At 49.5% G+C, this 26,491-nt stretch carries 32 protein-coding genes; all 32 read left to right on the forward strand.

Annotated elements, in window-relative coordinates:
• Positions 1-116: 116 nt before the first annotated feature.
• The 32 genes from EGT74_RS24055 (at position 117) to EGT74_RS24210 (ending at position 26,491) form a co-directional block, all read left to right on the forward strand.
• Positions 117-320 carry a DUF7167 family protein gene (locus EGT74_RS24055; RefSeq protein WP_123849171.1) on the forward strand — a complete coding sequence of 68 codons (204 nt, stop codon included), beginning with the start codon at positions 117-119 and terminating at the stop codon, positions 318-320.
• 2 nt (positions 321-322) lie between these two features.
• Positions 323-1,420: a methyltransferase gene (locus tag EGT74_RS24060; RefSeq protein ID WP_123849172.1), complete on the forward strand. Its 1,098-nt coding sequence runs from the start codon at positions 323-325 to the stop codon at positions 1,418-1,420.
• 30 nt (positions 1,421-1,450) lie between these two features.
• The gene (locus tag EGT74_RS24065) at positions 1,451-3,031 is read left to right on the forward strand and encodes a DNA cytosine methyltransferase (RefSeq protein WP_123849173.1); all 1,581 of its coding nucleotides are present in this window, start codon (positions 1,451-1,453) and stop codon (positions 3,029-3,031) included.
• A gap of 6 nt (positions 3,032-3,037) precedes the next feature.
• Complete coding sequence (locus EGT74_RS24070; protein WP_123849174.1) at positions 3,038-3,715, forward strand: DNA methyltransferase; 678 nt, start codon at positions 3,038-3,040, stop codon at positions 3,713-3,715.
• 505 nt (positions 3,716-4,220) lie between these two features.
• Positions 4,221-4,586 carry a hypothetical protein gene (locus EGT74_RS24075; protein ID WP_123849175.1) on the forward strand — a complete coding sequence of 122 codons (366 nt, stop codon included), beginning with the start codon at positions 4,221-4,223 and terminating at the stop codon, positions 4,584-4,586.
• 63 nt (positions 4,587-4,649) lie between these two features.
• Complete coding sequence (locus tag EGT74_RS24080; RefSeq protein ID WP_123849176.1) at positions 4,650-4,892, forward strand: hypothetical protein; 243 nt, start codon at positions 4,650-4,652, stop codon at positions 4,890-4,892.
• A gap of 12 nt (positions 4,893-4,904) precedes the next feature.
• Complete coding sequence (locus EGT74_RS24085) at positions 4,905-5,129, forward strand: hypothetical protein (protein ID WP_123849177.1); 225 nt, start codon at positions 4,905-4,907, stop codon at positions 5,127-5,129.
• Complete coding sequence (locus EGT74_RS24090) at positions 5,126-5,317, forward strand: hypothetical protein (protein WP_123849178.1); 192 nt, start codon at positions 5,126-5,128, stop codon at positions 5,315-5,317. Before EGT74_RS24085 ends, EGT74_RS24090 begins: the two co-directional genes overlap by 4 nt.
• 97 nt (positions 5,318-5,414) lie before the next feature.
• The gene (locus EGT74_RS27410) at positions 5,415-5,642 is read left to right on the forward strand and encodes a DUF551 domain-containing protein (RefSeq protein WP_394338039.1); all 228 of its coding nucleotides are present in this window, start codon (positions 5,415-5,417) and stop codon (positions 5,640-5,642) included.
• A gap of 255 nt (positions 5,643-5,897) precedes the next feature.
• On the forward strand, positions 5,898-6,176 hold the full coding sequence (locus tag EGT74_RS24100) for a hypothetical protein (RefSeq protein ID WP_123849180.1): 279 nt from the start codon (positions 5,898-5,900) through the stop codon (positions 6,174-6,176).
• On the forward strand, positions 6,173-6,808 hold the full coding sequence (locus tag EGT74_RS24105) for a hypothetical protein (RefSeq protein ID WP_123849181.1): 636 nt from the start codon (positions 6,173-6,175) through the stop codon (positions 6,806-6,808). The genes EGT74_RS24100 and EGT74_RS24105 overlap by 4 nt, the downstream gene beginning before the upstream one ends.
• Positions 6,809-6,867: 59 nt before the next feature.
• Positions 6,868-7,314: a hypothetical protein gene (locus tag EGT74_RS24110; RefSeq protein ID WP_123849182.1), complete on the forward strand. Its 447-nt coding sequence runs from the start codon at positions 6,868-6,870 to the stop codon at positions 7,312-7,314.
• Complete coding sequence (locus tag EGT74_RS24115) at positions 7,311-8,093, forward strand: ASCH domain-containing protein (RefSeq protein WP_158618288.1); 783 nt, start codon at positions 7,311-7,313, stop codon at positions 8,091-8,093. The genes EGT74_RS24110 and EGT74_RS24115 overlap by 4 nt, the downstream gene beginning before the upstream one ends.
• Before the next feature lie 48 nt (positions 8,094-8,141).
• Positions 8,142-8,669, forward strand: a complete 528-nt coding sequence (locus EGT74_RS24120) for a DUF1643 domain-containing protein (RefSeq protein WP_123849184.1) — start codon at positions 8,142-8,144, stop codon at positions 8,667-8,669.
• On the forward strand, positions 8,666-8,953 hold the full coding sequence (locus EGT74_RS27415; protein ID WP_123849185.1) for a DUF4326 domain-containing protein: 288 nt from the start codon (positions 8,666-8,668) through the stop codon (positions 8,951-8,953). Before EGT74_RS24120 ends, EGT74_RS27415 begins: the two co-directional genes overlap by 4 nt.
• 523 nt (positions 8,954-9,476) lie before the next feature.
• Positions 9,477-10,289, forward strand: coding sequence for a terminase small subunit (locus EGT74_RS24130; RefSeq protein ID WP_123849186.1), 813 nt, complete (start codon positions 9,477-9,479; stop codon positions 10,287-10,289).
• 19 nt (positions 10,290-10,308) lie between these two features.
• Positions 10,309-11,859 (forward strand): hypothetical protein, encoded by a 1,551-nt coding sequence (locus EGT74_RS24135; RefSeq protein ID WP_123849187.1) that lies wholly within the window; start codon positions 10,309-10,311, stop codon positions 11,857-11,859.
• A 45-nt stretch (positions 11,860-11,904) separates the two neighbouring features.
• The gene (locus EGT74_RS24140; RefSeq protein ID WP_123849188.1) at positions 11,905-13,293 is read left to right on the forward strand and encodes a phage portal protein; all 1,389 of its coding nucleotides are present in this window, start codon (positions 11,905-11,907) and stop codon (positions 13,291-13,293) included.
• Positions 13,294-13,298: 5 nt separating this feature from the next.
• Positions 13,299-14,360 carry a hypothetical protein gene (locus EGT74_RS24145; protein WP_123849189.1) on the forward strand — a complete coding sequence of 354 codons (1,062 nt, stop codon included), beginning with the start codon at positions 13,299-13,301 and terminating at the stop codon, positions 14,358-14,360.
• A gap of 23 nt (positions 14,361-14,383) precedes the next feature.
• Positions 14,384-14,785, forward strand: coding sequence for a hypothetical protein (locus EGT74_RS24150; protein WP_123849190.1), 402 nt, complete (start codon positions 14,384-14,386; stop codon positions 14,783-14,785).
• Positions 14,786-14,996: 211 nt separating this feature from the next.
• Positions 14,997-15,662, forward strand: coding sequence for a hypothetical protein (locus tag EGT74_RS24155; protein WP_123849191.1), 666 nt, complete (start codon positions 14,997-14,999; stop codon positions 15,660-15,662).
• 5 nt (positions 15,663-15,667) lie between these two features.
• Positions 15,668-16,258 carry a hypothetical protein gene (locus EGT74_RS24160; RefSeq protein WP_123849192.1) on the forward strand — a complete coding sequence of 197 codons (591 nt, stop codon included), beginning with the start codon at positions 15,668-15,670 and terminating at the stop codon, positions 16,256-16,258.
• 1 nt (position 16,259) lies between these two features.
• Positions 16,260-17,354 carry a major capsid protein gene (locus EGT74_RS24165; protein WP_123849193.1) on the forward strand — a complete coding sequence of 365 codons (1,095 nt, stop codon included), beginning with the start codon at positions 16,260-16,262 and terminating at the stop codon, positions 17,352-17,354.
• Positions 17,355-17,368: 14 nt separating this feature from the next.
• Positions 17,369-17,689, forward strand: coding sequence for a DUF6706 family protein (locus EGT74_RS24170; protein WP_123849194.1), 321 nt, complete (start codon positions 17,369-17,371; stop codon positions 17,687-17,689).
• On the forward strand, positions 17,683-18,003 hold the full coding sequence (locus EGT74_RS24175; protein ID WP_123849195.1) for a hypothetical protein: 321 nt from the start codon (positions 17,683-17,685) through the stop codon (positions 18,001-18,003). Before EGT74_RS24170 ends, EGT74_RS24175 begins: the two co-directional genes overlap by 7 nt.
• Entirely contained in the window at positions 17,994-18,506 is a 513-nt protein-coding gene (locus EGT74_RS24180; RefSeq protein ID WP_123849196.1) for a hypothetical protein, read from the forward strand. Before EGT74_RS24175 ends, EGT74_RS24180 begins: the two co-directional genes overlap by 10 nt.
• The gene (locus EGT74_RS24185; RefSeq protein WP_123849197.1) at positions 18,503-18,916 is read left to right on the forward strand and encodes a hypothetical protein; all 414 of its coding nucleotides are present in this window, start codon (positions 18,503-18,505) and stop codon (positions 18,914-18,916) included. Before EGT74_RS24180 ends, EGT74_RS24185 begins: the two co-directional genes overlap by 4 nt.
• Before the next feature lie 12 nt (positions 18,917-18,928).
• Positions 18,929-19,447, forward strand: a complete 519-nt coding sequence (locus EGT74_RS24190) for a hypothetical protein (RefSeq protein ID WP_123849198.1) — start codon at positions 18,929-18,931, stop codon at positions 19,445-19,447.
• A gap of 12 nt (positions 19,448-19,459) precedes the next feature.
• Positions 19,460-19,966, forward strand: coding sequence for a hypothetical protein (locus EGT74_RS24195; RefSeq protein ID WP_123849199.1), 507 nt, complete (start codon positions 19,460-19,462; stop codon positions 19,964-19,966).
• Between the two features lie 191 nt (positions 19,967-20,157).
• Positions 20,158-24,465 (forward strand): coiled-coil domain-containing protein, encoded by a 4,308-nt coding sequence (locus EGT74_RS24200; protein ID WP_123849200.1) that lies wholly within the window; start codon positions 20,158-20,160, stop codon positions 24,463-24,465.
• On the forward strand, positions 24,465-24,956 hold the full coding sequence (locus EGT74_RS24205; RefSeq protein WP_123849201.1) for a hypothetical protein: 492 nt from the start codon (positions 24,465-24,467) through the stop codon (positions 24,954-24,956). Before EGT74_RS24200 ends, EGT74_RS24205 begins: the two co-directional genes overlap by 1 nt.
• Complete coding sequence (locus EGT74_RS24210; protein ID WP_123849202.1) at positions 24,953-26,491, forward strand: phage tail protein; 1,539 nt, start codon at positions 24,953-24,955, stop codon at positions 26,489-26,491. Before EGT74_RS24205 ends, EGT74_RS24210 begins: the two co-directional genes overlap by 4 nt.

Here is a 26,491-nt window from a genome sequence, read left to right on the forward strand (position 1 = left end):
GGAGTGGCTTGTGTGGTGCATGAGATACACGTGTAAAGAATTGGCGCAGTTCGCTGAAAAAGAAGAATGGCATCGACCGTTCAAGTTTAAACCGACGTTTAATTAAAATAAAAAAGATGAAAACAATTCAGGTAGATGTTTCACTAAGTGTAGGAATAGCGGGCGCCAACCGAAAGGGCCACGTTTACATCGAAGTAGACGAAGATGCCACACAGGAGGAAATAGAATTCCAGGCGGAAGAAGCCGCAAAAGATTGGGCGAACAACTTCCTCGATATCGGGTATGAGATTGTTGATGACCAGCAAACGAAAATTTCCTAAACATGAAACTTTCAAAGCAACAAATAAAGCAGCATCAGAAATGTGTCGATCTGCTCAACCAGGAGGAGATGACCTACGACGAAAAACTGTTCGTTTATGAGAACTGGTATCCGGCGTATGATAATCAAATTGGAACGATCGCCTCGTTTTTTACTCCGGTTGGGCTTGCCAGAGACTTTCAGTTAATGGTAGGCGGTAAGTCAGTCGTAGACCTTTGCGCTGGGATTGGCATGCTTTCGTTCCTGTACTACCACAGGATGATTACCTGGGAGGAAACTGAGGTGCGTGTGGTTTGTGTTGAACGCAATTACGGATTCATCGAGGTGGGTAAGAAGCTTTTCCCTGAAGCAGAATGGATTCACGGTGATGTGCTGGATGAGGAACTGATCAAGTCTTTAGGCCGTTTTGATATGGCGGTGAGCAACCCGCCTTTTGGTAACATAAAATCCGACAGGTCATCGAAATGGCTAAAGTATAAGGGGAACGATTTCGATCTCAAAGTGGTTGAGATTGCCGGATACCTGGCGCCGATGGCCGCTTTCATTCTTCCTCAAGGGAGTTTGCCCTTTACGCTTTCCGACCCCGGCGGATACCGGAACCGGTCAACTGAAAAGTACCTGAAGTTTAACCGCGAAACCGGAATCGTCCTTGGCCCAAGCATGGGTATAGACTGCGATTTCTATAAAGGTGATTGGAAAGGCGCGGCCCCAACCGTAGAAGTAGCGGAAGTGGAATCTTACCTGGTGGATGACATGACCGTTGATCCTCCTGAAATCGAACCCGTAAAGCGGGAAACCTCATGGGCTGAGCTGCTCGGAGTAAACCGAGAAGCCATGTCTGACAAGGAAAGGAGGGCAAGATGGGAAGAATGGAAGGCGATGGCAAGAAAGGCCGGGGATAGTGAAGTAGTGGACTACTGGGCAAAGGACAATATCGACGAGTCATGTGCCGGCTGCGTCCACCGTGATAAGGACTGGTGCAAGCTCGCGGAGCTCCCCTGTAATATCAACCCAGTTCTGACCCTGCAAAGCGGAATGATAGGCATGGCATGTATGGGGGCCGGAAAACAGACCGCTCCAATTCAACAAACACTTTTTTAAACGCCCCGGCGGTACCGGGAGGAAGTAAGGATGCCAAAGAAGAATTCACATATCACCATTACAGATCAGTTTTGCGGCGCCGGCGGCAGCTCGCAAGGTGCGACAAGCGCCGGGGAAAAGCTGGGCGGCGGCGTAGAGGTTAAGCTGGCCCTCAATCACTGGCAACTGGCCATTGAAACGCACAATACCAATTTCCCGGATACTTTACATGACTGCACTGATATCAGCGCCAGCGACCCACGCAGGTACCCGTCCACTCATATTCTGATTACCTCACCGGAATGTACGAACCACTCCCTGGCCAAGGGCCAAAAAGTAGTGAAGCAGCAGCTCGACATGTTCGCCGCTGGGAAACTGGATGCCGCCGCCGAACGGTCCCGCGCGACCATGTGGGATGTTCCCCGATTCGCCGAATACCACGGCTATCTCGCCATTATCGTAGAGAACGTGGTGGACGCCCGCAAGTGGGTTATGTTCGAGAGCTGGCTCCACGCCATGCATGCACTGGACTATAAGCACCGCTGCGTATACCACAACAGCATGCACCACCACCCGACGCCGCAGAGCCGCGACCGCATGTACGTAGTTTTCTGGAAAAAGTGGCTGAAAGAGCCCAACCTCGACTACACGCCGGCCGCTCACTGTCCGAAATGCGGTAAGGACGTGGCGGCAGTTCAGACCTGGAAACGTTCGGATGTCAGGTTTGGGAAATACCGGCAACAGTACGTGTATTGCTGCCCCGTGGATGGATCGGTGGTCGAGCCCTATTATTACGCCGCGTTCAACTGCATCGACTGGTCGGACCCTGGCAGGCGAATCGGGGACCGGGAGAAGCCGCTCAGCCCCAACACGGCTAAGCGAATTCAGTACGGACTGGACCGCTACGGGAAAGAGCCATTTCAGGTTGTTAATTACTCCCCAGGGTACGCCAGGTCATTGAGTGAGCCCACCGGCACGGTCACTACAACAGATCATCATGGAATTGTGCAGCCGTTTATTATAAACGATCAGCACTCCACCGGCATCGGGCATCGTGTTCGGGCTGCGGCTGAGTGTATCCCCGCTGTGACCACCCAGCCACATTTTAAAGTGGTATTCCCTTTCGTGATCAAGCAGGAGCACAGTAAGAACGAGCAAAACGCCAGATCTACCGCTCAGGCCTTCCAGACGCAAACAACGCGACAGAGCATGGCGCTCATTGCGCCACCACCGGTGATGGTTGAAAATAAGGGGACTTCATTCGCAAAGAGCATAACGGCACCCGCCGGCTGTGTTACCACCGTGGGTTACCATGGTGGTAACGCAACGGAAGCCTGGCAGTCATTCCTGGCTTCCTATTACAACGGTAGCAACTGCGTGCAGCATTTCACCGAGCCCACCGGCACCATCACCACCAACGATAGGGCAGCCTTGGTAAACTACCAGACACCTCGGGTGGAGGATTGTTACTACCGCATGTTAAAAGCTCACGAAGTAAAGTTAGCTATGGCCTTTGGTCGAGATTACGTGGTCCTGGGGTCATCGAAAGACCAAGTGAAGCAGCTGGGGAACGCCGTAACCCCTCCGGTAATGGAGTGGCTGGTTGGCCAGATTCTTGAAATTCTTAACTAATTCACCATGGAACTGAACAGATTATATAACATGGATTGCATGGAGGGAATGAAGCAATTTCCGGACAAGTACTTTGAGCTGGCCATTGTTGATCCGCCTTATGGGATCGATATTGCGAATAGATCAGGTACAATAGGCATGAGAAAAAGTCAAGGGGGTCTGACTCAGTATCCTGGTGCAAAAAAATGGGACGCCAGCCGTCCCCCAATGGAGTATTTTGAAGAGCTTTTTAGAGTTTCAAATAATCAAATAATTTCCGGGGGAAACTACTTTGCTGACTTACTCCCTCCATCAAGGGGGTGGGTTGTTTGGATCAAGCCACAACCGGAGGGAGTGTCATTCGCGATGTCTGAATTGTTTTGGACTTCTTTTAACAAAAGCATAATTAATATTACTATATCTAGGTCGCTGATACAAAATACCACGTCTAATAATAAAAGAATAGCAAAATCGACAGCAAAAATCCACCCGACTCAGAAACCCATCGTGCTTTACAAACAGATCCTTTCAAAGTTCGCTAAGCCAGGCGACAAAATTCTGGACACCCATGTAGGAAGCGCCAGTTCGTTGATTGCCTGTATTGATATGGGGTTTGAGTTCGTAGGATTTGAATTGGACCCGGACTACCATGCAGCGGCAACCAAAAGAATGGAATTATATCAATCACAGCTGAAAATGTTCTGATGAGCACATACCTCGAATACCGTCTTAAGTTAAAAAACGAAGGACTTCCCCCAAAGGATAAGAAGATCCATAGGACCAAACCATACAGCGACAAGCGGGAGAAGATCAACCGGGAGTACGCGAAGATGTCCCGGCCTGTATGGGAACCTGGGGTATTTGCGAATAAAAAACGAAACTGAAGCTTTTTTAACCGAACCGGCTACGGACACCGGAAAGAAATGATAACAAAAGTTGAGTGCATCGTTATCGAGTGCAATGTGTGCAATGACATTTACGAAGACGGGAACGGGTTTTCAGTGTTTCCCGACAACAACAGTGCGCATCCGGAAGATAATGGTTGGCATGTTGATGAAGACGTCCACTACTGCCCTGGGTGTCACGAAATTGACGAGGACGACAACCTAATTGTTAAACCTTCAGCCGCACCCGCTACGGACACGGGGGAGCAATGAAACTCTTCCAAACAAGAAAGGTTATATACGGCTGTGAGCTCCGCGGTGATCACATGATACCCTACCTGACCAGGTACACGCTCATCGAAACAAGCCGCTGGCAACTGTGCCTGCACATCTTCCACCGGTCGGACTGGACCGACGACCTGCATGATCACCCGTGGGACTTTGTTTCCCTTCTTCTGTGGCGGGGGTACATCGAAGAAACCCCGGACAGCCGGCGGCGGTATTATCCGGGTGCTGTGCTCATCCGCCGCGCGGAACACGTTCACCGGGTGGAATTGCTAAATGGGAAGAAAGCGGTTACCCTAGTCTGGATGGGCAAGAGAAGGAGGATGTGGGGATTCTGGGAAAAACAAGAGCGCGGCAACCGGTTCTGGGTGAACTTTTTACAGTATTTCCGAAAATACAGATGCTAAAAAGGGGGAAAATCCCCACCGGTACCGGTTTTTTCCCGATCAGCCCTGCGCGACCTTAAGGCCATGTACAAAACCTACAAGCAGCACCTTGACCAGTGGGTGCGGAAGATTGCGGCCATGGCGCCGGAAGAACTGGCCGTCATCATCATGTTCGAACTGTCCGAGGCTTGGGCAGATGGATACAACACCAGCGCCGTAGAAGATGGCTACACACCATACCCAAAGGAGCGGTGGCTCATCCTGAACCAGCTGAAAGAGTTGGGGCTCGTGCCGCCGGACGCGGTGGTAGATGAAGAATCAAAATAAAAAAACTAAAATATGAGCAAACAACAAAAAGCTAAAGAAACACAGGGCTATCAGGCGAAGCCGGTTATGCCGTTCTGCATTAACTGCCAGCACTTCACGAGCAAGGTAGAACAGGTAAAGTCAGCGTGGTCCGTAGGTACCTACACCAGGGAGTCAGAGGTGCGGTGTGGTATTGGTGGTTTCGCAATCAAAAAGCAAGGTACCTGCAATTCGTTCACTGCAAAAATTGACCAATGAGAGTTAAGATATCATTTGAATTCGAAATTCCCGACTACCTGCCCCATACAAAAAAGCAGGTAAAAGAATGGGTTAGGTTCGAGCTGGGGGAGCTCAGGGAAATGAACCGTTCTCCCATCGATAAACTCGATTTGTGGGACATGCTGCGTGGTGCAGCGGACGAAGCAAAATTTAAAATCACAGAGTAATGAGCAACCATGATGCAAAACCGCTGGAATTTAAGACTGTCCTTACCCTGGACGAATTTCAGGCGCTGACCTCAATTCGCACCAGGTGGTTCTGGAAATGCGCCGCCTATCCTCCGGAGAAACGAAGCCGGCCAGCCAGTGGATAAGTGTGGAGGCCTGTTTGCCAGAACCTTACACAGAGGTGTATGCCGGTTCTTTCGACGATGATGGGGAATTTTTCCAAACAGTATGCCATCATACCGGCGGAGAATGGGAAGGCTCCGGCATTAGTGAGGACTCTCTCATTACACATTGGATGCCATTTCCTGAACCACCTAAAATTTAACACGATGGAACAAAACGACAAATGCTATAATAAATAATTATATGAATGTATACAATGTTTCTTTTTTGTGGGTAAAGGATGAGGGCGGCAAGCGATCTAGCATGATCAAACAAATGGCTTATACAGATAATGAAGTTAGATCGAAGGAAGAGGCTGTAGGCAGGTTCCTGACATCCGATTTCAAAAATAACCAAGGGTGGAGTATACATTGTTGGAGCTGTAATACAATCGAATTAAAAGATAAAACAGAATAAAATGAACAAATACGAAGAACGTGTAAGGCAAAGGGCGGAGGAAATGGCGAGGGCCTGGGAGAAGGAGTATATTAAGCATAAAGATCCAGAGCATTATGAACAGCTAATTATTGAGCACATGCCTGCCGCCCGCCTTGCCGTCCAATGGGAAGCGGAGGCGTACACATCTGGTTATTCTCTTGGTCGGGATATGAAAAATGACCCGTATTCCCGAGCTCGTTTGGCTACAATGCTAAAATCTTTGGGCCTCATTCCTTCACCAAACCAACCGAAACAATGACGGAAGCAGAGCTCGCGGTACACTTTATCGACTACTTCAGTGATTGGGACGTCTACCAGGAAGTGCCCGCCGGTGGCATCGTCGATATCGTGGCGGAACGGAAGCCCATACGGGTAGCACTGGAGGTAAAGAAGTCCCTCAACTTCGATGTGATCGAGCAGGCCCGAAAGAACACCGGATATTTCAACTACTCGTATGTGGCGGTGCCAATGTCGAAATCTCTACAGTACCAAAACGGAATCCAGATTGATATCTGCAAGCGGTTGGGCGTCGGAATACTCGCACACTCCGAAAGAACTTACGGTGAGGTAAGCAGGGTTCAGGAGGTTCTTGCGCCGCGGCTGAACCGGCAGGTATACAAGGTAACACTTGAGGACTGGATGAAACGATCAACAGCAGGTAGCCAGAATGACCGGATGACGGCCTTTAAGTATTTCCGGGAGGAAATGATTAAGCAGGTCCGTCGCAGGCCAGGAATGGACATTAAGCAGCTCTTTGACTCACTTCCCCGCCATTATGGTAGTCTTTCTTCCTTCAAATCCTGTGTATTCAATCATGTAAAATCGGGGGTGATCCCTGGTATTGAATTCCGGGATGGGAAGTATTATGCAGTAAAAGAAACTGGGGGTTAATGAGGTGCCAATGGACTCAATACGGAGGGCAGAGAATATTCATACCTGGTTGTTACGGCATGCTACACCGTGACCCGGAAGATAGAAAGTATTTCTGCACCTGCTATGACACACCGCGGAAGCTGCGAAAGATCAGCCAGGTAAAGAAGCTGAAGCAGGAAAACAAACGCCTGCGGGCGGTTATCAAAAAGTTAAACCAGCCGGAGGAAACCGGCAAGCAGGATATGAAAGATACAATTATGAAAATATTGCAGTCATGCCAGGAAACAAACTGGCGCTGGAGTACCGAAAGGGATGATGAAGTTGCGGAAGTTGAGTTTGACGACAACCAGGCAGCTGAAAGGATTGCCCAGCTAATCTGCGACAAGGCAGCTGAAATAGGGGTATGGTCGCAAGCAAATAGTGTCAACAACGGATTGGCCCAGGACACCCTGCGGGGATGGCTTTCTTACCAAGGCTTCACCGACAAACAAATCAAAAGTTCCCTCGAAAAATTGAAATCATGAAAGCCATCTCCATTCAACAGCCCTGGGCTTCCCTGATCATTACAGGGGCGAAAAGAGTAGAAACCCGCTCCTGGGCAACCAGATACCGCGGCCCAATCCTGATCCACTCTAGCGCCGGCATGCCGAAATTGAACCGGGAATTGTGTGCTACGGAGCCATTTCTTTCATACGGTAAGCACATCGGCATTTTCCACCATGGCTCGATTCTGGGCCGCGCGGTATTGAAAGATGTAGTACCTGTGGAGAAGCTGGTACAAGAGTTTGACCAATACCCCGGCATGTACGGCACCCATGAGCTGAAGTTCGGGGATTATACCCCTGGGCGGTTCGGTTGGGTACTGGGCGATGTTGAAGAATTCGCCGCGCCGATTCCCGCCAAGGGGCAGCTGGGTATATGGAATTACAGAGGGGGGATTCCTTCGCGCCAGTGGGCCTCACTTTCCGACCGGGAGCTGGACGCCGAGATCTGCGAAAAGCTACTCGGCTGGGTAGAATGGCAGACGCCAGCCGACGGCAGTGGCGACCCAGATACAAGAAGCATGATTCTGATTGAGAGCAAAGAGAGCCTGGAAAGGTTATTCAAATCAGGGTTTACACTTCCCCCTAAAGGAAAGATAGCGCGCTCGTTCCTGTGCCCACAGCATAGCCGCGATCTGGAATCGGCGCTTTGGTTCGCCCGCAAGGTAGGACTGCAGCTCTGCACACCACTGCCGCGGCCTCGGCAGATTGTGGAATTGGCTTTCGCGTACGGCCTGAAGCACAAAAGCAATACAATCTAAACAAGAACTCTCATTTCTCCACCATGAGGATAAACAAAAAAGTATAACATGAGGAAAGGAGCAAAAATATCAACCTGCGGACAGTTCCGTTACCAGCTGTGGCGCATATGGGATGAAACAAAGCCGCTGGTACTTTTCATTATGCTGAACCCAAGTACAGCGGATTCTGATCAGGACGACCCAACAATACGCCGCCTGATTGGGTTTTGCCATCGGTGGGGCGCAGGTGGGTTCTTCGTAGGAAATTTAAATCCATACCGGACATCCTCTCCGTCAGAACTCATGAAGTTTCTTGAAACAGGATGCACGCAGGGTGAACGGATAGAAATGGCTGTCCGAAATCAGAATGAAGTAAAACACATGGCGGCCAACGTGGCATTCTGCGTTGCAGCCTGGGGCGCTCACATCTATTCGTCAGCAAGCAAAGAGCCATTGGAATACAAAACCATCCTAGGGGATGTCCCGTTTTACTGTTTAGGACTGACCAAAGGTGGTTATCCCAGGCACCCACTTTACCTGCCTTATAGTGCCCAGTTACTCACCTGGCCTGATAGCCAACCAATCGAAAAGCCATGACACCACAACGAATCCAACGTAAGAGAACCAAAGGCTGGCGCATGCCGCCGAACACCGTCAGCGTAACCCGGCCGGGGAAATGGGGGAACCCATTCACTGGAGTCGCAGCTGCAGCCAATTTCAAAACATGGCTTGCCGGTAACCCGGTACTGAATATTCACGCTGGCCGTCCGCCTTCAGCAGAGGCCATCCGGGCCGAACTAGCCGGTAAAAACCTCGCATGTTGGTGCAAGGTTGGTGAGCCGTGTCATGGGGATGTGCTGCTTGAGGTTGCAAATAGTTAGTGTGGTATTATTAAAATTAAAATGTGTTGGCCATTTTTCCACATGGGGAGTATTTATTTGGTGTTACAAATCATGTTAATAAATTGAATATCAGAGTGTAGGGTGTTGTGCGGAACTTTAAATTTTCGTCAAAACGAACAATCGTATCTTTGTACCATAAAGCATAAAAATAAAAAAGGCCAGGTTTGGACCCTGACCAATGAAAGGAAAGATTTGAAGTTAATCCGCACATTGGGTTGTGCAGATTTGTCGAGCTCAAATTATCCGATCGTTTATTTTTATGCTTTTTGCATTTCCCTACAAATTTACCTCGTTCCATCGTTACAATAACACACAAGTTATCCCCCTATGTGGATAGAAGAAAGAAAGAATTTCGTTAGCTAAACTGGGCGTGTATTTCCGCCTTTTGCACATTCTTATACATGCTTTTCATATTAAAACAAATCGGCAACTGTGTTGTGTAGCCTAAAAGGAGTGCAGAAACACAACCAACTGTATTTTTGTGGAAACAACGCGTTAACCCATGGCATTAAAGCCACAACAGAAGAAATTCGCCAAACATTACGTGCAGAACGGCGACCACATTGAATCTTACCTAAAAGTTTTTCCGAAGGCAGACCGCAAATTAGCGGCCTCAAGCGGCAAAAGGTGGTTGAAACATGCCGCCATTGCTGCGGAAATTGAGCGCCTTCAGCAACCGCCAATAGTTATCCCCGCACCAGACCCAGAAAATACCGCAAACACCATCACTTTAACCCCTTTGGAGCCACAGCAAAAGCGGTTTTGTGAGGAATACATAATTGACCTAAACGCAACAGCAGCGGCCATTCGGGCGGGATACAGTGAGAATAGCGCAGGCTCCCAAGCGTCCGACCTCCTGAAAAAAGCCAATATTCAACACTTTGTCCGCCAGCTGATGGGCGCCAGGGAACAGCGCACCGAGATCAAAGCTGACCGGGTACTGGAAGAGATCGCCTATATCGCCTTTGCACGTGTTACGGACTTCGTAAAGGTGGAGGCCGTAGAGGAAGACCCCACCGGCCCCATTGGATTCAATGCGCCAGAGGAAGACGATGAGCCACAGCCCAAAAGGAAGGACAGCAAAACCACGTACAAGATCGTTGACGTGTTCCCTACAGATGGCATTGCCCCAGAGAAGATGGCAGCCGTGGCCAGCATCAAGCAGGGGAGGAACGGAATAGAAATAAAACTACATGACAAGACCAAGTGTCTGGAGTTGCTGGGCAGGCACTTGGCCATGTGGAACGACAAACTGCAGGTCAGCACCGACGACGAATTGAAGAACCTGTTTAAAACGGTAATGGGTGGCGAGTAAAGGACTTTCCCCGGCGTTTATGGAAAAGCTGGCGGGCATGCTCAAACGGAGCCGGGAAGACTGGGCATATTGCGCCAGGGACATCATGGGCGTGAAACTGGACAGCGAGCAGGAGAAGATACTCCTATCCGTCCAGCATGAGAAAATGACCTCCGTAACATCCGGTACCGCCCGCGGCAAAGACTTCGTTACCGCGGTATCCTCGTTGTGCTTCCTCTACACTACTCCGCGGTTTAAAAACGGAGACCTCATCTCCAACACCAAGGTCGCGCTCACGGCGCCAACAGACCGGCAGGTGAAGGACATTATGATGCCAGAGATAGCCAGAATTCACCGGCGAATGGTATCAAAGGGATTCGGCTTTATGGCCGGGGAACTGCAGTCGTATGGGATTAAAACGGGGCACGAAGAGTGGTTTCTTACCGGGTTTAAAGCCGATGAGCACAACCACGAGGCCTGGTCCGGCTTCCACGCGGTGAATACCATGTTTGCCGTTACCGAGGCCTCGGGGGTCGCGGAAACTATCTACGACGCTATCGAAGGTAACCTGCAGGGTAATTCCCGAATCCTGCTCGTGTTCAACTTCAACCGCACCACCGGTTATGCCGCCAAGTCACAGTCATCGAGTCGCTGGAAAAAGTTCCGGCTGAACTCTATGAATGCGCCGAATGTCCTGGAGAAAAAGACAGTCATCCCCGGCCAGGTGGACTACGAATGGGTGAATGATAAGGTGAGTACCTGGTGCACACTCATTCAGGAAAGCGATTTCAATGAGGGCGAAGGCGATTTCCGATGGGAGGGGAGTTGTTACCGCCCTAACGACCTTTTCCGCATTAAAGTGCTCGGACTCGGCCCCAAAGAAAGCGCGGACACTCTCATTCCCCGCTACTGGATCGAGCTCGCTAACCAGCGTTGGCAGGAGTTTGTCAAAGAAGGGTTTCCCAGGCACGATGTTCTTCGCCTGGGCGTGGATGTTGCCGGCATGGGACGGGATAGCTCTTGTTTCTGCCCTCGATATGCCGACTTTGTGGACACACTGAAGATGGTGCACTCTGGAGGCAAGGCCAATCACACGGAAATCGCCGGCATCACCAAAGTCACACTTAACACCCACGCCGATAAGTACACGGGGAAAAAGGCCATGGCATTCGTGGACACCATCGGAGAGGGTGCCGCAATCGTTCCGATACTCGCGGAGCAGGGAATGACAAACGTGTATTCCTGCAAGTTCTCCGAGGCCGCGACGGATAGCGGAGGAAACCCGCTTACAGACCTTACAGGGCAATACGAATTCGCGAACCTGCGGGCTTACCTATTCTGGGCGGTAAGGGATTGGCTTGACCCCTCCAAGGGCTCCAAGGCCATGCTGCCGCCTGATGATGATCTTTTACAGGAGGCCACTGAGGCCCGTTGGAAGTTTCAGAGCAACGGGAAAATAATCATTGAGCCGAAAGATGACATCAAGAAGCGGCTCGGTCGGTCGCCAGATCGGTTCGATGCCCTGGCCAATACGTTTTATCCATCTTCACAGGAAGCCGTGGCGCAGGACCTGTCAGGTGTGTTTTTCTAGCGGGAATACAACCGTTTCTAACTTTACATTATAATTTGTTAAATCATGGAAGTGCCCGAACTGCAGCAAATCAACGAAGAAAATTTCGCGGCTATTGTTAATACAATTCAAAAGGAGAAAGAGAACATTGACGTGAAATCCTTTTTGGAGCAGCTGGATCCGAAAAAACATAAAGTACATAGCCCTACGGAGCGTCCTGATAAAATAAAGAAAGACAAGGGCGGGAGAGAATCGCCCGTGAAGGTCGCCCGCCTATCCATTCCATTACAAAAGCTGATAGTCTCCCGTGCGGCCGCTTTCCTTTGTGGCAATCCGATACAGCTTTTTGCGCAGCCTACATTGCCGATCGAGGATGATTTTCTGTCAATTATAAAAAAGGTTTGGGACGACAACAAGCTGGACTACAAGTCCATGGCCCTTGCAGAAATGATGATGTCCGAAACGGAATGCGCGGAGCTCTGGTATACCCAACCTGCTGAAAAGGAATATTGGGCGGGGACCAGCTCAGAGGGTTCAAAACAGAAGCTTCGTCTTCGCATTCTTGCAAAATCGTTAGGCGATGATTTATATCCGGTATTCGACGCAGCAGGGGATATGATAGGGTTTGGCAGGGGCTACAAAGTAAAAGTCGGAGATCAGAATGTCGAACACTTTGACCTTTACCAACCAGAAAAAACAATCAAGGGCACAAAGTCCGATGTCGGGTGGGTATTGGCCCAAGAGCCGAATCCTTCAGGAAAGATACCGGTGATTTATTACCATCAACCCCTCCCGGAATGGTCAGATGTGCAGGAGATGATCGAACGGCTTGAAACCGTTATTAGCAACCACGCAGATACGAACGACTACTTCGGCAGCCCGATGGTATTTATCTCGGGTGAAATAGCTGGCTTTGCCGATAAGGGAGAATCAGGCAAAGTTGTACAGGGGAAAAATGGTGCAACCGCGGAATACCTGACATGGGACCAATCGCCTGAATCGGTTAAACTGGAAATCGAGAATCTTCTTCAGTTCATTTTTGACACTACGGATACGCCCAAAATAAGCCTCCAGGAAATGAAAAGCCTGGGCACGTTCTCGGGTATTGCTTTGAAGATGTTATTCCTCGGAGCCCACTTGAAATCCGCCAGGAAGGAAGGCATTTTCGGTGAAGGTATTCAACGCCGAATAAACTACCTCAAAGCGGCATTGGCTAAAATAAACAACAAGTTTGAGTCGGCGCAACGCCTGATGATATCGCCGAAATTTGAATACTACCTCCCCAAAAATGAACAAGAGGCGATTGATATATTGTCCACCGCTATTGGCGGCGGTAAAGCGATAATGAGCCAGGATAGCGCCATTGCTCAAAATCCCCTGGTGCAGGATGTTGAGGCGGAGAAAAAGAAGATGATCGAAGAGGGTTCGTACGGCGCTGACATTGAAACCGCATAATATCTATGGACGAGGCGCAGGAATACGGTAAAAAGCTCATCAGCCTTCAGAATCAGAAGGAGCGCGAAATAAAAAAGATCTACTATGATGCGATAGTAGATCTTTCCCTGTTGGCTTCAACGCTGCCATATAAGCAAACCATTTTCACATTGGCCAACTATCCGCTGTTGAAGCGTAGAGTGGACTATGTACTGGCTGGAATGGCGAAAAAGCTGGAGGTCACAATCGTAAACGGCGTTGACCAGGCTTGGCAGCTTTCTGATGAGAAGAATCGGGTTTTTCTGGACCGGAAGCTGAAGAACTTCAAGGTAAGTGGCAAAGCCCGGAAAATCTATTACGATACCAATCATCAGGCAAAAACAGCCTTTAAAACTCGGCGTACAAAGGGGCTTGGCCTTTCGAAGCGCGTCTGGAAAACCCTTGAGCCGTTTAAGAACCAGGTGGAGCTCGGTCTGGCGGAGGGCATTTCAACCGGCGAGAGTGCCGTTCGGATGGCCAGCAGAATGAAGAAGGAGCTGAACGACCCTGACAAGCTTTTCCGCAGAGTGCGGGCAAAAAGTGATGATCCTAAAAGCCAACTAAAGCTGTCAAAGGCCGCCCTGAACTACCAGCCCGGACAAGGTGTCTACAGGTCGAGCTACAAAAACGCACTTAGGCTCACCCGAACCGAAACCAACATGGCATACCGCACCGCGGACCATGACCGTTGGCTTACACAGCCTTTCGTGGTAGGGATTGAAATCAGGCTTTCCGAGGCCCATCCCCGAACAGATATTTGCGACCCACTGGCCGGGAAGTACCCGAAGGACTTTAAATGGGTGGGATGGCATCCGCAGTGCATATGCTACCAAGTGCCTATACTTATTACAAGCGAGGAAATGAGCCTATACGAAGATCAGATACTTGGTATAGGTAAATGGGATGGGAAGAGCGTTAACCAGGTGAACGATGCCCCGCCGGCGTTCTATAAATACGTGGAAGAGAGGGCCGCCGACCTAGGTAGATTGAAGTCAGTGCCCTACTGGGTAAAGGACAACGCAAAATATGTTACGGCGTTGGCTGGTTAAAGGATATATATTACATTCACGCCATGTTAAAAGCAACTGACATCAGGATAGGTAACCTTCTTTCTCACAAGGGGAAGATATCTCCAGTGGAGTGCATAGACTCCAAGGAAGTAAACCAGATTGAAAGGGTTATGCTCGGTTACCCTGTTGCTTCGTTCGTCTATGATGAGGGGGAATTGGCGGGCATCCCTCTTTCAGAAGAATGGTTGCGGAAATTCGAGTTCATCCTTGCTGTGGTTCCCGATTACATCGACGCGGCAGGTCAATTAACAACTGGCGATTCTCATTGGATATCCCAGGACGAAGGTTTTTGCCTGCATTTTCATAATGGTGAAGCCCTTCACGGGAAGCGGCGCATTCACTACGTCCACCAGCTGCAGAACCTGTACCACGCCCTAACCGGCGAAGAGTTAGTGAAAAGATAGTTTGCACTGAAGATATCATGCATTAGGCGGGCAATGTCCCGCCTTTTTTATTTCCCCAAAAAAATCTTCCAAAAAAAGCACAGGAATACAACGGACAATAATTTTGTGATTGTATTCGGATTGAAAACATTGTTTGTTAACCCACTTTCTTCTCTCCCTCAATGGGTTCAGTCCGCATAGAATGATCATTGTTAACCTAAGTTCTTCTCAAATGAAGTTCAGACCGCAAATTTTGGCAAAACTTTCTGTTAAACATAAAGGGTTGTCCAAACACTTACTGGGACTGTTGGCCGATAAACTAGCTGCCAAAGTAACAGAAGAATCAGAAATCGAGGGCGCTATCACCGAACTTGATGATTCACTTATCCCCGTTTCCGAACTGGCAAAACTTCTGCAGCAGGAAGGCGACCGTCGCGTAGCGGCAGTTCAAAAACCTGTTGAAGCAGATCCTGAAACGGAGGAAGATGACGAAAAACCGGCTCAACCGTCAGCCAGAAAGGGCAAAGAAAAAGGTGCCGATGACCCACTCACGAAATTGATGGGTATGGTGCAAACTCTCACAGGAGAGATTGCGGCAATCAAAAAAGGCGAACAGCAGAAAACACTGAGCCAGCAGCTTCACGAAAGGCTGAAGGAAAAGGGAATACCTGCTGTCTTTGCAAAAGGCCGTACAGTAGAGAAGGAAGAAGACATCGACGCAGTTGTTACTGAGATTGAAACTGACCACGCCGCCTACAAACAGGAGTTGGCCGATCAGGGTTTTTCCCAGATAACAAAACCACTGGGAGGTAAGCAGGCAGGCACCGACAAGGTGGATCCTGACATCGCTGCTTTCTCCAAAAAACAAAACGAAAAGTCATTACCCACTAAAAATTAATCCAAATGGGAGTAGGTTTTAAAAGAACTCTCACTACCGGCGACATTCCCGTTTTCCAGGGCGATGGCAAGGATATTCAACTTGCCCAGGGTGGTTTTCTGTTGGACATCACAGGTCTCCCGGCCTCCAGTGTCATTAAGGCAGGAACACCTATGAGTTTCGACGAAAGCACGAGAATTGCCAAAGTGATCATTACCGGTGTTGTCTACGAGAACGCCGGTGCGGCCGCTACTTCTTACAAGGTCGAGAAAGGCCACAGCTTTAAGGTTGGCGACAATTTCGGTGCCGTCGTTGGGGACGATGCATATCCTATTACAGTCATTGATACATCAAATGCCGCATACGACATGATCACGGTGGGGACAACCATCGGCGCAGTCGCTGCTGGCGCTTTGGTGTTCAAGTCCTCTGCAACTGGCGCAAATGCAGCCGCATTCGCTTTCCCGCCCAAAGGGTTGCTGTTTGCCGAAACAACGGTAGAAAGCGGCGAAAGTGTTTCAGTTGTCATTCGAGGCACCGTATACGCCCGCAGGGTGCCGTATTCTGCAGATCTCGCTGCGGCGTTGCCCTTAATTATTTACTCACAATCCTTTTAACATGGCTATAGTAGCATCAATATTTGGCAACCTGGCCAGCCAACAAAATTTGCAGGCCTTGCTGGACAACTCACAAGATGTGCTGTTTGGCCAGTCGGTATGGCGCCAGTATCTGGATTGGGGCCTGCCGCAAATCGAACTTACGTTCGATACCGTTATCGGACGCTCCAGAATCGAAGCTGCTGCCTCAATTGTTGATCCGGACTCTCCGGCGCCGTTGAGAAGCCGCGGAAAGCTCGAACTCCTGGAGGGGAAGATACCGACCATGAAGGAATCTTTTAAACTGAATCAGAAGGACTACAGGGCATTGCGTATGCTGGAAGCCTTACCGATTTCAGACGCAGAAAAGAAGAATCAGCTGATCAAAAAGCTGTATGATGACGTGACAAACGCCGCCACGTCAACCGACCGCCGGCTCGACATGATGTTCTGGCAGGGCATTTCCAATTTCAAGATCGACATCAATCTGACAAACAATCCTGATGGTGTTGCGTTCGGAGAAGTTGATTTGCTGGCTGCAGAAGACCAGTCCCGGACTGTCGCTGTTGTGTGGTCTGACGCCGCCGCAGACCCTTTCAAGGACATCAACGAAGTTGTAAACTACGCCGCTGCAAAGGGCCGCAAGTTTGCTGAAATCTGGATCGAAAGCGAAACCTGGTTGAACATCAAGAATCTTGACAAAGTGAAGTCGGCAATTTCTGGTTACCTGAATCCGGGGAGCAACAAAAATTTTGTTGTCACCCTCAATATGGTGAACGAGTATCTGTCGGCCAACCAACTCCCTGTCCTGAAAATCGTGAATGTGCGAAGTATGGTAGAGAAAGACGGCAAGCCGCAGATTCTCAATCCGTTCAAAAAGGAAAATGTGGTGTTTGTACCCGCCGGTAAACTCGGGTTGGTACATAATGCTCTCACGGTCGAGGAAATGGAACCGGTTGAAGGTATAACTTATGCCAAGTATGACCGTACTCTGGTTAAGAAGTACCGTGACAACAGCCCGTGGACTGAATTCACAGAGGTTGAGCTCAATGCATTTCCTGCACTGGAAGCAATCGACGGCATTTACCTGTTGAAAACTGATGTGGCAACCGCGTAAAGTTCGTTGAACCGATGAGTAACCAGGAATACCTCACTACCATCCTAGGAAAATTCGGAGTATCCGACCAGGAGATTATTCTGATCATGATCGAGCAGGGCATAGACCCGAACTCCCCCATATCGGGGAAAGCTGACACGGTGGTCCTTAAAACAGCCATCCATGCGCAGCTACCATTAATGCTCGCCGGTGTTCAGGATGTTTCCGAGGGCGGGTACTCCATTAAATGGAACCTGGATGGTATCAAAGCATGGTATTCGGCGCTGGCCGGTGAACTCGGCCTTCCTGACCTGTTAACCCCCGTTCCAACAGTAACCGGTGTAAAGCCATGGTGATCATACAGTACCCGCACAAGTTGATGGCAAATATCGTTACTGGGTCAATCCAGGACACGAACGGCAATCCAGTTCCGGGAGCTACTGAAACCATCGAACTCACCTGCAGGGCTGAACCCAATGGCTCCGGCCGTATGATTCAGCTGGCAAATGGTCAAAACATTGTGTATAACTGGATAGTGTACATGCCAAAAGGGGCTGCGGTCCTTGCCGATGGAGCGAAGGTCTCCATTACCCAAGACGGTCGGCAGATTGCGAAGGGGCAAGTGCTGCGATTTTCAAAAGGCCAGTTAGATGCTCGATTATGGTTATAAAGATCAAACCAAAGTTTTCCAAGGAGCAAATTCAAAAGATGCTTCAAGGTAAGCTTGAGGTTGTGCAGAAGGCCTACATCGAGCGCCTGAAATTCATCGGGGAAACCTTCGTTAAAAATGCGCGAACCAATGGCAACTACCAAGACCAGACCGGGAACCTTCGAAACTCAATCGGGTATGTTATCCTGAAAGATGGTAAGCAACTGATCGAAAACTTCAGCAGGTCGGCGAAGGTCAACAAGGCCGTAATCGATAAAAATGGCAAAGAACGAAAGGTGAGCACCAAAGGGGACGCATCTGGGACCAGTGTTGGACGAGAGAAGGCCCTGGAAGTCGCCCAAAAGTTTCCGTCCGGATTGGTTCTGATCTGTGTTGCCGGTATGGATTACGCGGCTGCCGTTGAAAGTAAAGGAAAGGACGTCATATCGTCATCGAGCACTTTGGCTAAAAACGAGCTGCGGAAAGCGGTGGAAGAACTCTGGAAGAAACTTCAGAAGCTATGAGAACAACATTAGATGTAGTTGATATTGTTTGGCAATGGCTCAATGCGAGTCCCTTAAAAGCGGCCATTACTGGCGGTATTTACAAATATCGCCCTCAAAATTCAACATCAGAAGATGTTGTGATCAATAGCCTCCCGATCACCGGCGAACAGGTTCAAGAAGGCGTAGTGAATGTGAATATCCATGTTCCCAACCCAATTCTCAACAGCAACGGCACCCAAGATCAGAGCCAGGCGAATCACCCTCGATTAAAAGAGCTGGCAAGTATTGCGGTTGAATCGCTCACCGACATATGGGTAGAGAGCGCCGAGGTGAATTTTACCGTTCAGAACCAGATGGTATTTCCTGAGCCAGACAACAATGAGCACTACGTGAATATTCGTCTTTCATTCATTTCTGTTAACCTTTAAATTTTCATAAAAATGGCTAAAAAGTCAATCGGTCTCGCATCATTAAAGATGGGCGATATTGCCGCAGATGGCGGTATGGGCGCCGCGCTTTCCGCGCTCGGCGCCACTGTTTCCGACACGGCGGTGCTGGCCAATGAAGCAGCCTCTGTTACTGACTTCCTGGTAGAAGAGCAGGATGACCCTTTCTTCTCGCAGTCCACACCCGGCAAGCGTACGCTGACCTGGAGCACCTATGATGTTGACCCCGCAACGCTGGAACGTGTATTTGGCGGCACCTATACACCGGCTACGGCACTTGTCGGTGCTTCGTGGGAGGCTCCTGCATCAACGCCCACCATTGAGCAGTCTATCGAGTTAACCACGAAGGACGGCTGGGTGATCTCCATCGTACGCGCGAAAATCGATGCTGTGCTTCAGTGGAACTTCCAGAAGACCAAGCTGGCCCAGGTCGATCTGACCGCTACCATTCTCATCCCGACCAAAGCAGCGACCTCGCCGCTTAAGATCGTTAACCCTGACCTGGCGGCGTAATTCTAACCCGGTATGACAAAAGAAGAAAAGGAAATACTTGCAGGTACAGCCGATACTATCCTGGAGAAGCCGGTACTCCTGATCGTTGATAGATTAAACCCAAAGTGGTGGGAAAAGATCGCAATCAAACTTGGCTGGTTAAAGGCCAAGCGAAAGTTTGAGATCCGCCCTGCTACTTTGGGTTCTGTGATGAAGATATCCCGGCTTATGCTGGAGATTGAACCGGTCAAGGACGGCACATCTCCCATTGCGGCGAACTATCAGCTACTCAGTCAGCACGGGGAACGCTTGGCGGAGGTTATTGGTCAGGCAATCACCAACACGGAAGCCGGCCCCTCCAAAAGCCTTGTACGCTTCATCCGTGAAAACATGACTGGTAGCGAGATTCTAACCGTGACCATTGTAGTTATGAAGCAGTTAAATGTTTCAAATTTCTTAAGCACTATCACCTTGATGAGAGGGGTGAGCCTGCTAAAACCAGAGGAGTCAATAGCCTCTGGGGGACAATCGGCGGCCTGATAAAGTATTTCCGACTCTCTGGGAAGTTAAACCCGCTTCAAACCATATTGTGGGAGATCAGTTGGCCCAATCTGCTTATGCTTTCGGCTGCAATACCATCGTATGAAAAAGATTCAGAATTAAGCGATGGACCAGTTGAGGCAATTAACCCAAAAGATGTAACCAATTTCTTCGGCTTCTAAAACTTTACTATGTCGGTTGAAATAGATGGCTCATTAGCGTGGACTGCAAACCTCGATTTCAGCGACATTGAGAAAGAGATTGCTGCGCTTGAAAACCGGTTGTTGGCAGTCAACAAATCTGCCAGTGAAGCATTTGCCGGTACTGGCAAGAAAGTCGATGCCATTTTCAACCCTGCTAACATTCAGCAGTTCGGGTCAGCTGCTGAGGCCGCGGTCAAGAGCCTGTCCAGGGCTGCTGAGCTCTTACAAGATACGTTCGGCGCTGAGAAGTTAGAGAAGCTGGACGAAGAACTCCAAAAGGCAACCAATCATGCCGAAGAATTCGGGGTCATTCTAAATTTCATTCAGGAGAACGCCAAGGACTTGTCTGTTGGTGACCCAGAAGCTACCGCCCAGGTAGAGCAGTCCATTAATGCCATCCGGGAGTCAGTCCAGGGAGCAAGCGCTGCCGTAGAGCAGTTCGATGAGAAGTTCGAGAGCGCAACGGCTACAGCCGGCACATTGTACGGCCAAATTCAAAATCTGGAGAATGAGATCGTGGAGATCGAGCGTCTGATGGAAGCGAGCAACGATAAGACCGAACTATCCAAACTAAATGATCAGTCCAGGGAATTGAACGCCCAACTGGACTCCATGAAAGCCCGCTTCCAGTCGTTGCGGGACAGCAATTTTGGCAAGGTAGGCGCCGCTCCTGCCGCCATTAACCTCGACACCGCCAGCAAAAAGGAACTCAAAGGCAACCTGCAGGAACTTACTGCCTATGCTGAAAAGCTGAAGCAGGCTTTAAGCTTCAGTGATACCGACGCCGCAACTCAAAAGTACAACAAGGCTCTGGCTGATACAAAAGCCAGAATCGATGAGGTGAATGCCCGACTTGGGCAAACTGATGAGAAGGTCGTGAAGGTTTCAACACGCCTCGAACTCGTTCGGAACTTGCTGGCCAGCATGAAGCCCAGCGATGAAGGTTATCAAAAGCTCCTGGACGAAGCCATACAGCTCGAAAACCGGTTCAAAAACGTCAACCGGACTGTTGCCCTGCTCGGCTCAAACACTGCCGGTGTTCAGGCTCTTAAACAGGGTATTAACGGCCTCGTTGGAGGGTTCGGTGCCGCGGCGTCGGCTATGGCGCTTTTCAGTGGCGAAGAAGACCGGATGCAGCAGACCATGACCAAACTATTCCTGGTTATTCAGGTAGTAGCCGGCGCGGAGCAGTTTCTGACCACAGTAAACAAGGAAAGTGCGGTAGTTCAATATGCACTGAATCTGGCAAAAAAGGCGGGGTTTGTTACCACAGTGGGACAAACTGCCGCTGCAACTACCCTGGCTGCCGCAGAGGGAGCCCAGGCGGTTGCAGCGGAGGGTGCTGCTGTTGCCCAATGGAATCTTAACGCTGCCATGGCAGCCAATCCGGTTGGTGCGATGCTGGTAGCTCTTTCAGCTGTCGCCGGCGCAATCGCACTGTACATCGCGAACACGGACAGCGCGCTGGAGGTTCAAACAAAAATGAATGAGGCGTTAGCTGCGGCCAATAAGCTTTATGGTGAGTTGGTGGAACTGCAGGCGCAGGTTTATTCAGATCGTTCTCGGGTAGCCAACGAAACTGCCAGCCTCGCACAGGCAGAGGGAAAGTCAAACCGGGAGATACTGGAATTGCAAATAAAAGCGAACCAGGCAGCCAGACTAGAGGCGGTTTATAAACTGGAATCGTTGGGATATGACCGGCAGCGCATCGGGATTGAACGCGCTAAACTGGAAAGCATCATCCAACAACGGATGTACCTCGAATCCATCCCAAACGATAGGATTTCAAAGGAGCAGAAGCAGCAACTCGACAATCTGAAGTCACAGGAAGCTGTGGTCAAGTCGTTGTTTGATTCTGCGGTTGGCTACTTCAATGCAATTCAGGCCGCGAATGAAAAGGACAAAGAGTTGCGGGCGCAACAGGCAAAAGAGAACCGGGAAAGGGCGATCACCTCTGTGACTGCGGAGGCGGAGGCGAGAGCCATCGCCGCACGGAAAGGCTCCAAGGAAGAACTCGAGCTACAAATCAATGCGATCAATGCCCGGCGCCGGCAGGAACTGGCAGACGTGAATATAACTTCGGGCGAACGTGCTAAAATAAACGCACAGGCGGAGAAGGACATCGAAAATCTTCGACGTGAGATCAGGCAGCGCCGACTGACTGATGAACAGTCTTTGATCAAAGCCACTCTAGCATTGGCCAAAGAGGGCTCCATCGAGGAATTTAACGCGAAACTATCCCTCATTCAACTGGAGGCGAGAGCCAAACAAGACCAAGAAGGGGTGACCTCTGCTAAAATCCGGGAGATTAAAGCCGAAGAACTGCGGGAGATTGCAGAATTGAACCGTAAATACACGTTTGACCGTTCTGAGACGGACATTGCCCGCGAGATTTCCAACATCAACGAGCGACTGGCAGTTGTTCGATCTGGTTCGGCCGAGGAAGTGGAGCTGAAAAGGGATGCAATTATTCAGCAGCAGTCGCTGGAGATCGCCAAGGCAAAAGCGACAATTCTGAATGAACAAAATCTTGCGATCCGCTTAAAGGAAATTCATACCAAGTCCATAGCCGACCGGAAGAAATTGGACGAAGATTATGCCGATCGCGTTCTTTCCTCATGGATGGATAAAATCAAGCGGGACACTGATGGCATAAATCAGGGGCTCGAAAAGGTTCTCAACAACCCCACCTCTACTGCTAATGAGAAGTTTGAAGCCCAAAGGCAGATACTGGAGAACAACCGAAAGGCATTAAAAGATATGATCTCCCTGGTTGAGCGATTTGCAAAATCAGGGAGCGGGAACGTTGACGAACTGAATAAACTGCTGAACAAGCTCAACGCAGAGTTACGGGAAACTAACGATGCGATTGAGTTGAATAATGTCGAGAAGTTCCTGAGTATTGTTGGCCAAATTGGTGAAACGCTGGCCACAGCAAGCGGCTCATTGCGAAGCTTCGCAGGTGACCTAAAGGGCATCAATGACGGACTTGCCGATACCCTGGAAACCCTATCGGACATGATCGACGGGTTTGGAGGTATTGTTCAGCTTGGTGCCTCATTAGGGGGAAGCTTTAAAAATGGCAAGTTCGACGCCAAGGCGGCCAGCGGCAAAGCGACGAACATCGGCGGATTTATTGGCGCCGGCGCGTCCATCGGCGCAGCTGTAGGGTCAATCATTCCAGCCCTGGGTACGGCTGTCGGCGGTGTGGTTGGTGCCGTAGTTGGCGCTGTAGTCGGAGGGGTTGCTGCAGCATTTAAAGGAGGAAAGAAAGTAAGGGAGTCGCTTCAAAAGACTTTCGCTGCTCAATACGAATTTATCGTTAATCAGGAGCTGGGGGAATACAGGATAAATGAGGTTATCCGGCAGCGTGTCTTACTTAAGGCTCAAGAGATCAAACTGACGCTCCAAGCTCTTAAGGCACAAAAAGAAGCCGCGGCGGAGACTCTGAAGCAAAATAAGTCAGAGCAAGAAAGAATACTCCAGCTACTACAGGCTGAAAGCTTCAATTCTGGTGTAGGTACTCGAAAACGAGGTGGATTTCTCGGACTGTGGAGGAAGAAGGAGTCAGTCGATCAATACTCTTCGTTGCTGGGGATGACCGTGTCAGATATCGAAAAACTGTACGCGAGCGGCCAGCTAGATGGCCGCGCGAAGGCTCTGTTTGAGCAGCTCCAACGCCTTCAGTCAGAGGGTCAGAACATTCAGCAGATGCTGGCCGATCTGGAACAGCAGACAAAGGAGGTGTTCACCGGGACGACAGCCGAGAGCATTACTGATTCCATTGTAGACGGATTTGCCAACGGAAAATTCGCGGCGCAGGACTTCGCGGGAGACTTCGAGGACCTGATGCGGCAGGCCGCTCTGAATGCACTTAAATTCCAGTACCTGGAAGAACCGCTACAGGCGTTCTACGAAGAGTTTGCCAAGGCCGCGGAAAGCGACAACGTGTTGACTCAATCCGAAATGAAGACACTCCAGGACAAGTATAACGCGATCATAAAGGCAGCGGGCCTCCAATTCAAGCAAATCGAAGACATAACGGGAATTGACCTGTCAAATGGCTCGAAAGACGACAATAGCCTGAAGGGGGCTATTAGGGGCATAACCGAACAGCAGGCGGAATTGTTGGCAGGTCAGTTCGGTGGGCTGCGGCTTACCAACATGCAACAGCTGGAAATAATGAACCAGAACCTGGGCGTCTTGAACCGCATTAAAGAGGATACCTCGAATTTGAGTGACATCCGAGCGAGCTTGAGAAACATTAATACTGTAGGCGTTAAAATCATAAAGTAATGGCATATCCGATAGGGCAATATTACATAGATGGTGCAGACCTTTATTTGGTGTATGGAATCCTCATCGCCAGTGGTAGCGACGACTTTCTGAGATTGCCTGACAGGAAGGAAAGCATCACCAACGATTGGCTGGATGAAAACGGTATCGATATCGATCTTTCGCGCGTGTTCCTGAAATCAAAGGAGTGCACACTTGAATGCGCAATCCTTGCAGCAAACGAGATTGATTTTTGGACAAAGTATGACTCGTTCTTCGCCATGTTGATAAAGCCGGGTCTGCGCCGGCTCGAAATAACTGAACTTTCGAGTTCTTTCTACGTGTACTATAAAGACTGCCCATCTTACGATCGGGTTACGAGAATAAAAACGGGGCCCCATGCTGGTAAAGTAGGTGCAAAGTTCAGTATAACCTTCGTTGAACAAAAGCCGCGGCTGGATGCCTCCAACGTGTATGTTATAACCCAAAATAATAAATTCATCATTACATGATAGCCATTGACATATTGCGGGGTTCCGACCTTGTGGTTACCATCAAGCCTGATAGCAGTAGTAATCAGAGCAAGGCTGTCATGGGGGATAATGTGATCAATCTGCAGTTCGACCTGAACCAAAAGATTGATTTTAAGTTGGGGGACTGGTGCACAGTTTACGGTGAAAACTACTTTCTGAACAAAATGCCGGTTGTCAATAAGGTTTCCACGTATTTGTATGAATATACCTTGGTCATGCAGTCCGAGTATTACGATCTCGGGAAAGCCATGTTCATGTTTTATGATGCAGCCAATGAATTGAAGGAGGGCGAATTTTCCTTAATGGGGAATGCTGACGAGTTTCTGAACTTGATCATAAAGAATGCAAATAGGGTAGGTGCCGGCTGGACCAAAGGCGCTGCGATCAGTACGCCCTACGTGAATATGACCTTCAAATCGGAAACCTGTCTCGCGGCATTGGTTCGTGTGGCACAGCAATTCGGTACTGAGTATTTTGTGAACGGCAAGGTGATTTCAATAGATAAACGCCAGAAGGACCGCGGTATTACTCTCCGCCATGGACGGGACAAAGGTCTAACGAAGATCGACACGAAGACCCAAGGGGATTCGTCTGTTGTTACCCGGCTGTATGCATTTGGCTCTGACAAAAATTTGCCTCCCAACTATAGGAACTATGCTGATCGCCTGCGAATGACGGACGGGCAGCTCTACCTTGAAAAGAACGTAGAAAAATACGGAGTCATTGAGGCATCAAAAGTATTCGAAGATGTTTACCCACATCGAACAGGCAAGTTAACTGCCGTGGATGCCGGCAACCCTTTTTCCTTCAAAGATGCCGCCATTGATTTTGATGTGAATAACCAGCTAATGCCAGGGGTGGCTGCCAAGATCACTTTTAACACTGGGCAGCTGGCCGGGTATACATTCGATATCCAGCGGTTCGATAACTCACTGAAGCAATTCACCATTCTAAAAAACAAAGATGAGAAAGCCCTTGACGTACCCAGTTCGCTCATTCGTCCGGCCATTGGCGATGAATATGTGCTGGTGGATATCATTATGCCGGAGAGCTATGTTACGGCAGCAGAAGCGCAGTTAAAGGTCAAAGCCCAAAACCTGGTGAACTCGATTTCTGAACCACTGATAGAATTTTCAGTGACATCTGACCCCATTTACTTCCGAAAAAAGAGTCTGAAAATTGATATCGGCGACCTGGTTTGGATAACCGACCCTGACCTGGAGATCAACAAGAGAATCAGGGTTATCGGGATTGTACGGTCGTTTCAGGACGAATACGAATACCAGTTAACACTTTCCGATGGCCTGACCACGAGCCCGACCCAAGATTGGTATGGTGGCATTAGCGGCAACAGCCGGGAAATTGCGGATATCAACAGTCGGTTGAACAATCGTTCTAGCGAAAATAATTTCGTTGGCAATGTGATAATGGCCGATATACCTGTGGCTTCAGATACTTCTGGAATGTTCCAGGTGTTCGTGGATGGATCAGGAAAGCTTTATAAAAAAATGTAA

This window comes from Chitinophaga lutea (assembly GCF_003813775.1).
In the GTDB taxonomy this organism is placed as follows: Bacteria; Bacteroidota; Bacteroidia; order Chitinophagales; family Chitinophagaceae; genus Chitinophaga; species Chitinophaga lutea.

Excerpts from the sequence above, each read along its gene's own strand:
- EGT74_RS24055 (WP_123849171.1), top strand. The coding sequence starts at position 117 with ATGAAAACAATTCAGGTAGATGTTTCACTAAGTGTAGGAATAGCGGGC.
- EGT74_RS24060 (WP_123849172.1), top strand. The coding sequence starts at position 323 with ATGAAACTTTCAAAGCAACAAATAAAGCAGCATCAGAAATGTGTCGAT.
- EGT74_RS24065 (WP_123849173.1), top strand. The coding sequence starts at position 1,451 with ATGCCAAAGAAGAATTCACATATCACCATTACAGATCAGTTTTGCGGC.
- EGT74_RS24070 (WP_123849174.1), top strand. The coding sequence starts at position 3,038 with ATGGAACTGAACAGATTATATAACATGGATTGCATGGAGGGAATGAAG.
- EGT74_RS24075 (WP_123849175.1), top strand. The coding sequence starts at position 4,221 with ATGATACCCTACCTGACCAGGTACACGCTCATCGAAACAAGCCGCTGG.
- EGT74_RS24080 (WP_123849176.1), top strand. The coding sequence starts at position 4,650 with ATGTACAAAACCTACAAGCAGCACCTTGACCAGTGGGTGCGGAAGATT.
- EGT74_RS24085 (WP_123849177.1), top strand. The coding sequence starts at position 4,905 with ATGAGCAAACAACAAAAAGCTAAAGAAACACAGGGCTATCAGGCGAAG.
- EGT74_RS24090 (WP_123849178.1), top strand. The coding sequence starts at position 5,126 with ATGAGAGTTAAGATATCATTTGAATTCGAAATTCCCGACTACCTGCCC.
- EGT74_RS27410 (WP_394338039.1), top strand. The coding sequence starts at position 5,415 with ATGCGCCGCCTATCCTCCGGAGAAACGAAGCCGGCCAGCCAGTGGATA.
- EGT74_RS24100 (WP_123849180.1), top strand. The coding sequence starts at position 5,898 with ATGAACAAATACGAAGAACGTGTAAGGCAAAGGGCGGAGGAAATGGCG.
- EGT74_RS24105 (WP_123849181.1), top strand. The coding sequence starts at position 6,173 with ATGACGGAAGCAGAGCTCGCGGTACACTTTATCGACTACTTCAGTGAT.
- EGT74_RS24110 (WP_123849182.1), top strand. The coding sequence starts at position 6,868 with ATGCTACACCGTGACCCGGAAGATAGAAAGTATTTCTGCACCTGCTAT.
- EGT74_RS24115 (WP_158618288.1), top strand. The coding sequence starts at position 7,311 with ATGAAAGCCATCTCCATTCAACAGCCCTGGGCTTCCCTGATCATTACA.
- EGT74_RS24120 (WP_123849184.1), top strand. The coding sequence starts at position 8,142 with ATGAGGAAAGGAGCAAAAATATCAACCTGCGGACAGTTCCGTTACCAG.
- EGT74_RS27415 (WP_123849185.1), top strand. The coding sequence starts at position 8,666 with ATGACACCACAACGAATCCAACGTAAGAGAACCAAAGGCTGGCGCATG.
- EGT74_RS24130 (WP_123849186.1), top strand. The coding sequence starts at position 9,477 with ATGGCATTAAAGCCACAACAGAAGAAATTCGCCAAACATTACGTGCAG.
- EGT74_RS24135 (WP_123849187.1), top strand. The coding sequence starts at position 10,309 with ATGGAAAAGCTGGCGGGCATGCTCAAACGGAGCCGGGAAGACTGGGCA.
- EGT74_RS24140 (WP_123849188.1), top strand. The coding sequence starts at position 11,905 with ATGGAAGTGCCCGAACTGCAGCAAATCAACGAAGAAAATTTCGCGGCT.
- EGT74_RS24145 (WP_123849189.1), top strand. The coding sequence starts at position 13,299 with ATGGACGAGGCGCAGGAATACGGTAAAAAGCTCATCAGCCTTCAGAAT.
- EGT74_RS24150 (WP_123849190.1), top strand. The coding sequence starts at position 14,384 with ATGTTAAAAGCAACTGACATCAGGATAGGTAACCTTCTTTCTCACAAG.
- EGT74_RS24155 (WP_123849191.1), top strand. The coding sequence starts at position 14,997 with ATGAAGTTCAGACCGCAAATTTTGGCAAAACTTTCTGTTAAACATAAA.
- EGT74_RS24160 (WP_123849192.1), top strand. The coding sequence starts at position 15,668 with ATGGGAGTAGGTTTTAAAAGAACTCTCACTACCGGCGACATTCCCGTT.
- EGT74_RS24165 (WP_123849193.1), top strand. The coding sequence starts at position 16,260 with ATGGCTATAGTAGCATCAATATTTGGCAACCTGGCCAGCCAACAAAAT.
- EGT74_RS24170 (WP_123849194.1), top strand. The coding sequence starts at position 17,369 with ATGAGTAACCAGGAATACCTCACTACCATCCTAGGAAAATTCGGAGTA.
- EGT74_RS24175 (WP_123849195.1), top strand. The coding sequence starts at position 17,683 with ATGGTGATCATACAGTACCCGCACAAGTTGATGGCAAATATCGTTACT.
- EGT74_RS24180 (WP_123849196.1), top strand. The coding sequence starts at position 17,994 with ATGGTTATAAAGATCAAACCAAAGTTTTCCAAGGAGCAAATTCAAAAG.
- EGT74_RS24185 (WP_123849197.1), top strand. The coding sequence starts at position 18,503 with ATGAGAACAACATTAGATGTAGTTGATATTGTTTGGCAATGGCTCAAT.
- EGT74_RS24190 (WP_123849198.1), top strand. The coding sequence starts at position 18,929 with ATGGCTAAAAAGTCAATCGGTCTCGCATCATTAAAGATGGGCGATATT.
- EGT74_RS24195 (WP_123849199.1), top strand. The coding sequence starts at position 19,460 with ATGACAAAAGAAGAAAAGGAAATACTTGCAGGTACAGCCGATACTATC.
- EGT74_RS24200 (WP_123849200.1), top strand. The coding sequence starts at position 20,158 with ATGTCGGTTGAAATAGATGGCTCATTAGCGTGGACTGCAAACCTCGAT.
- EGT74_RS24205 (WP_123849201.1), top strand. The coding sequence starts at position 24,465 with ATGGCATATCCGATAGGGCAATATTACATAGATGGTGCAGACCTTTAT.
- EGT74_RS24210 (WP_123849202.1), top strand. The coding sequence starts at position 24,953 with ATGATAGCCATTGACATATTGCGGGGTTCCGACCTTGTGGTTACCATC.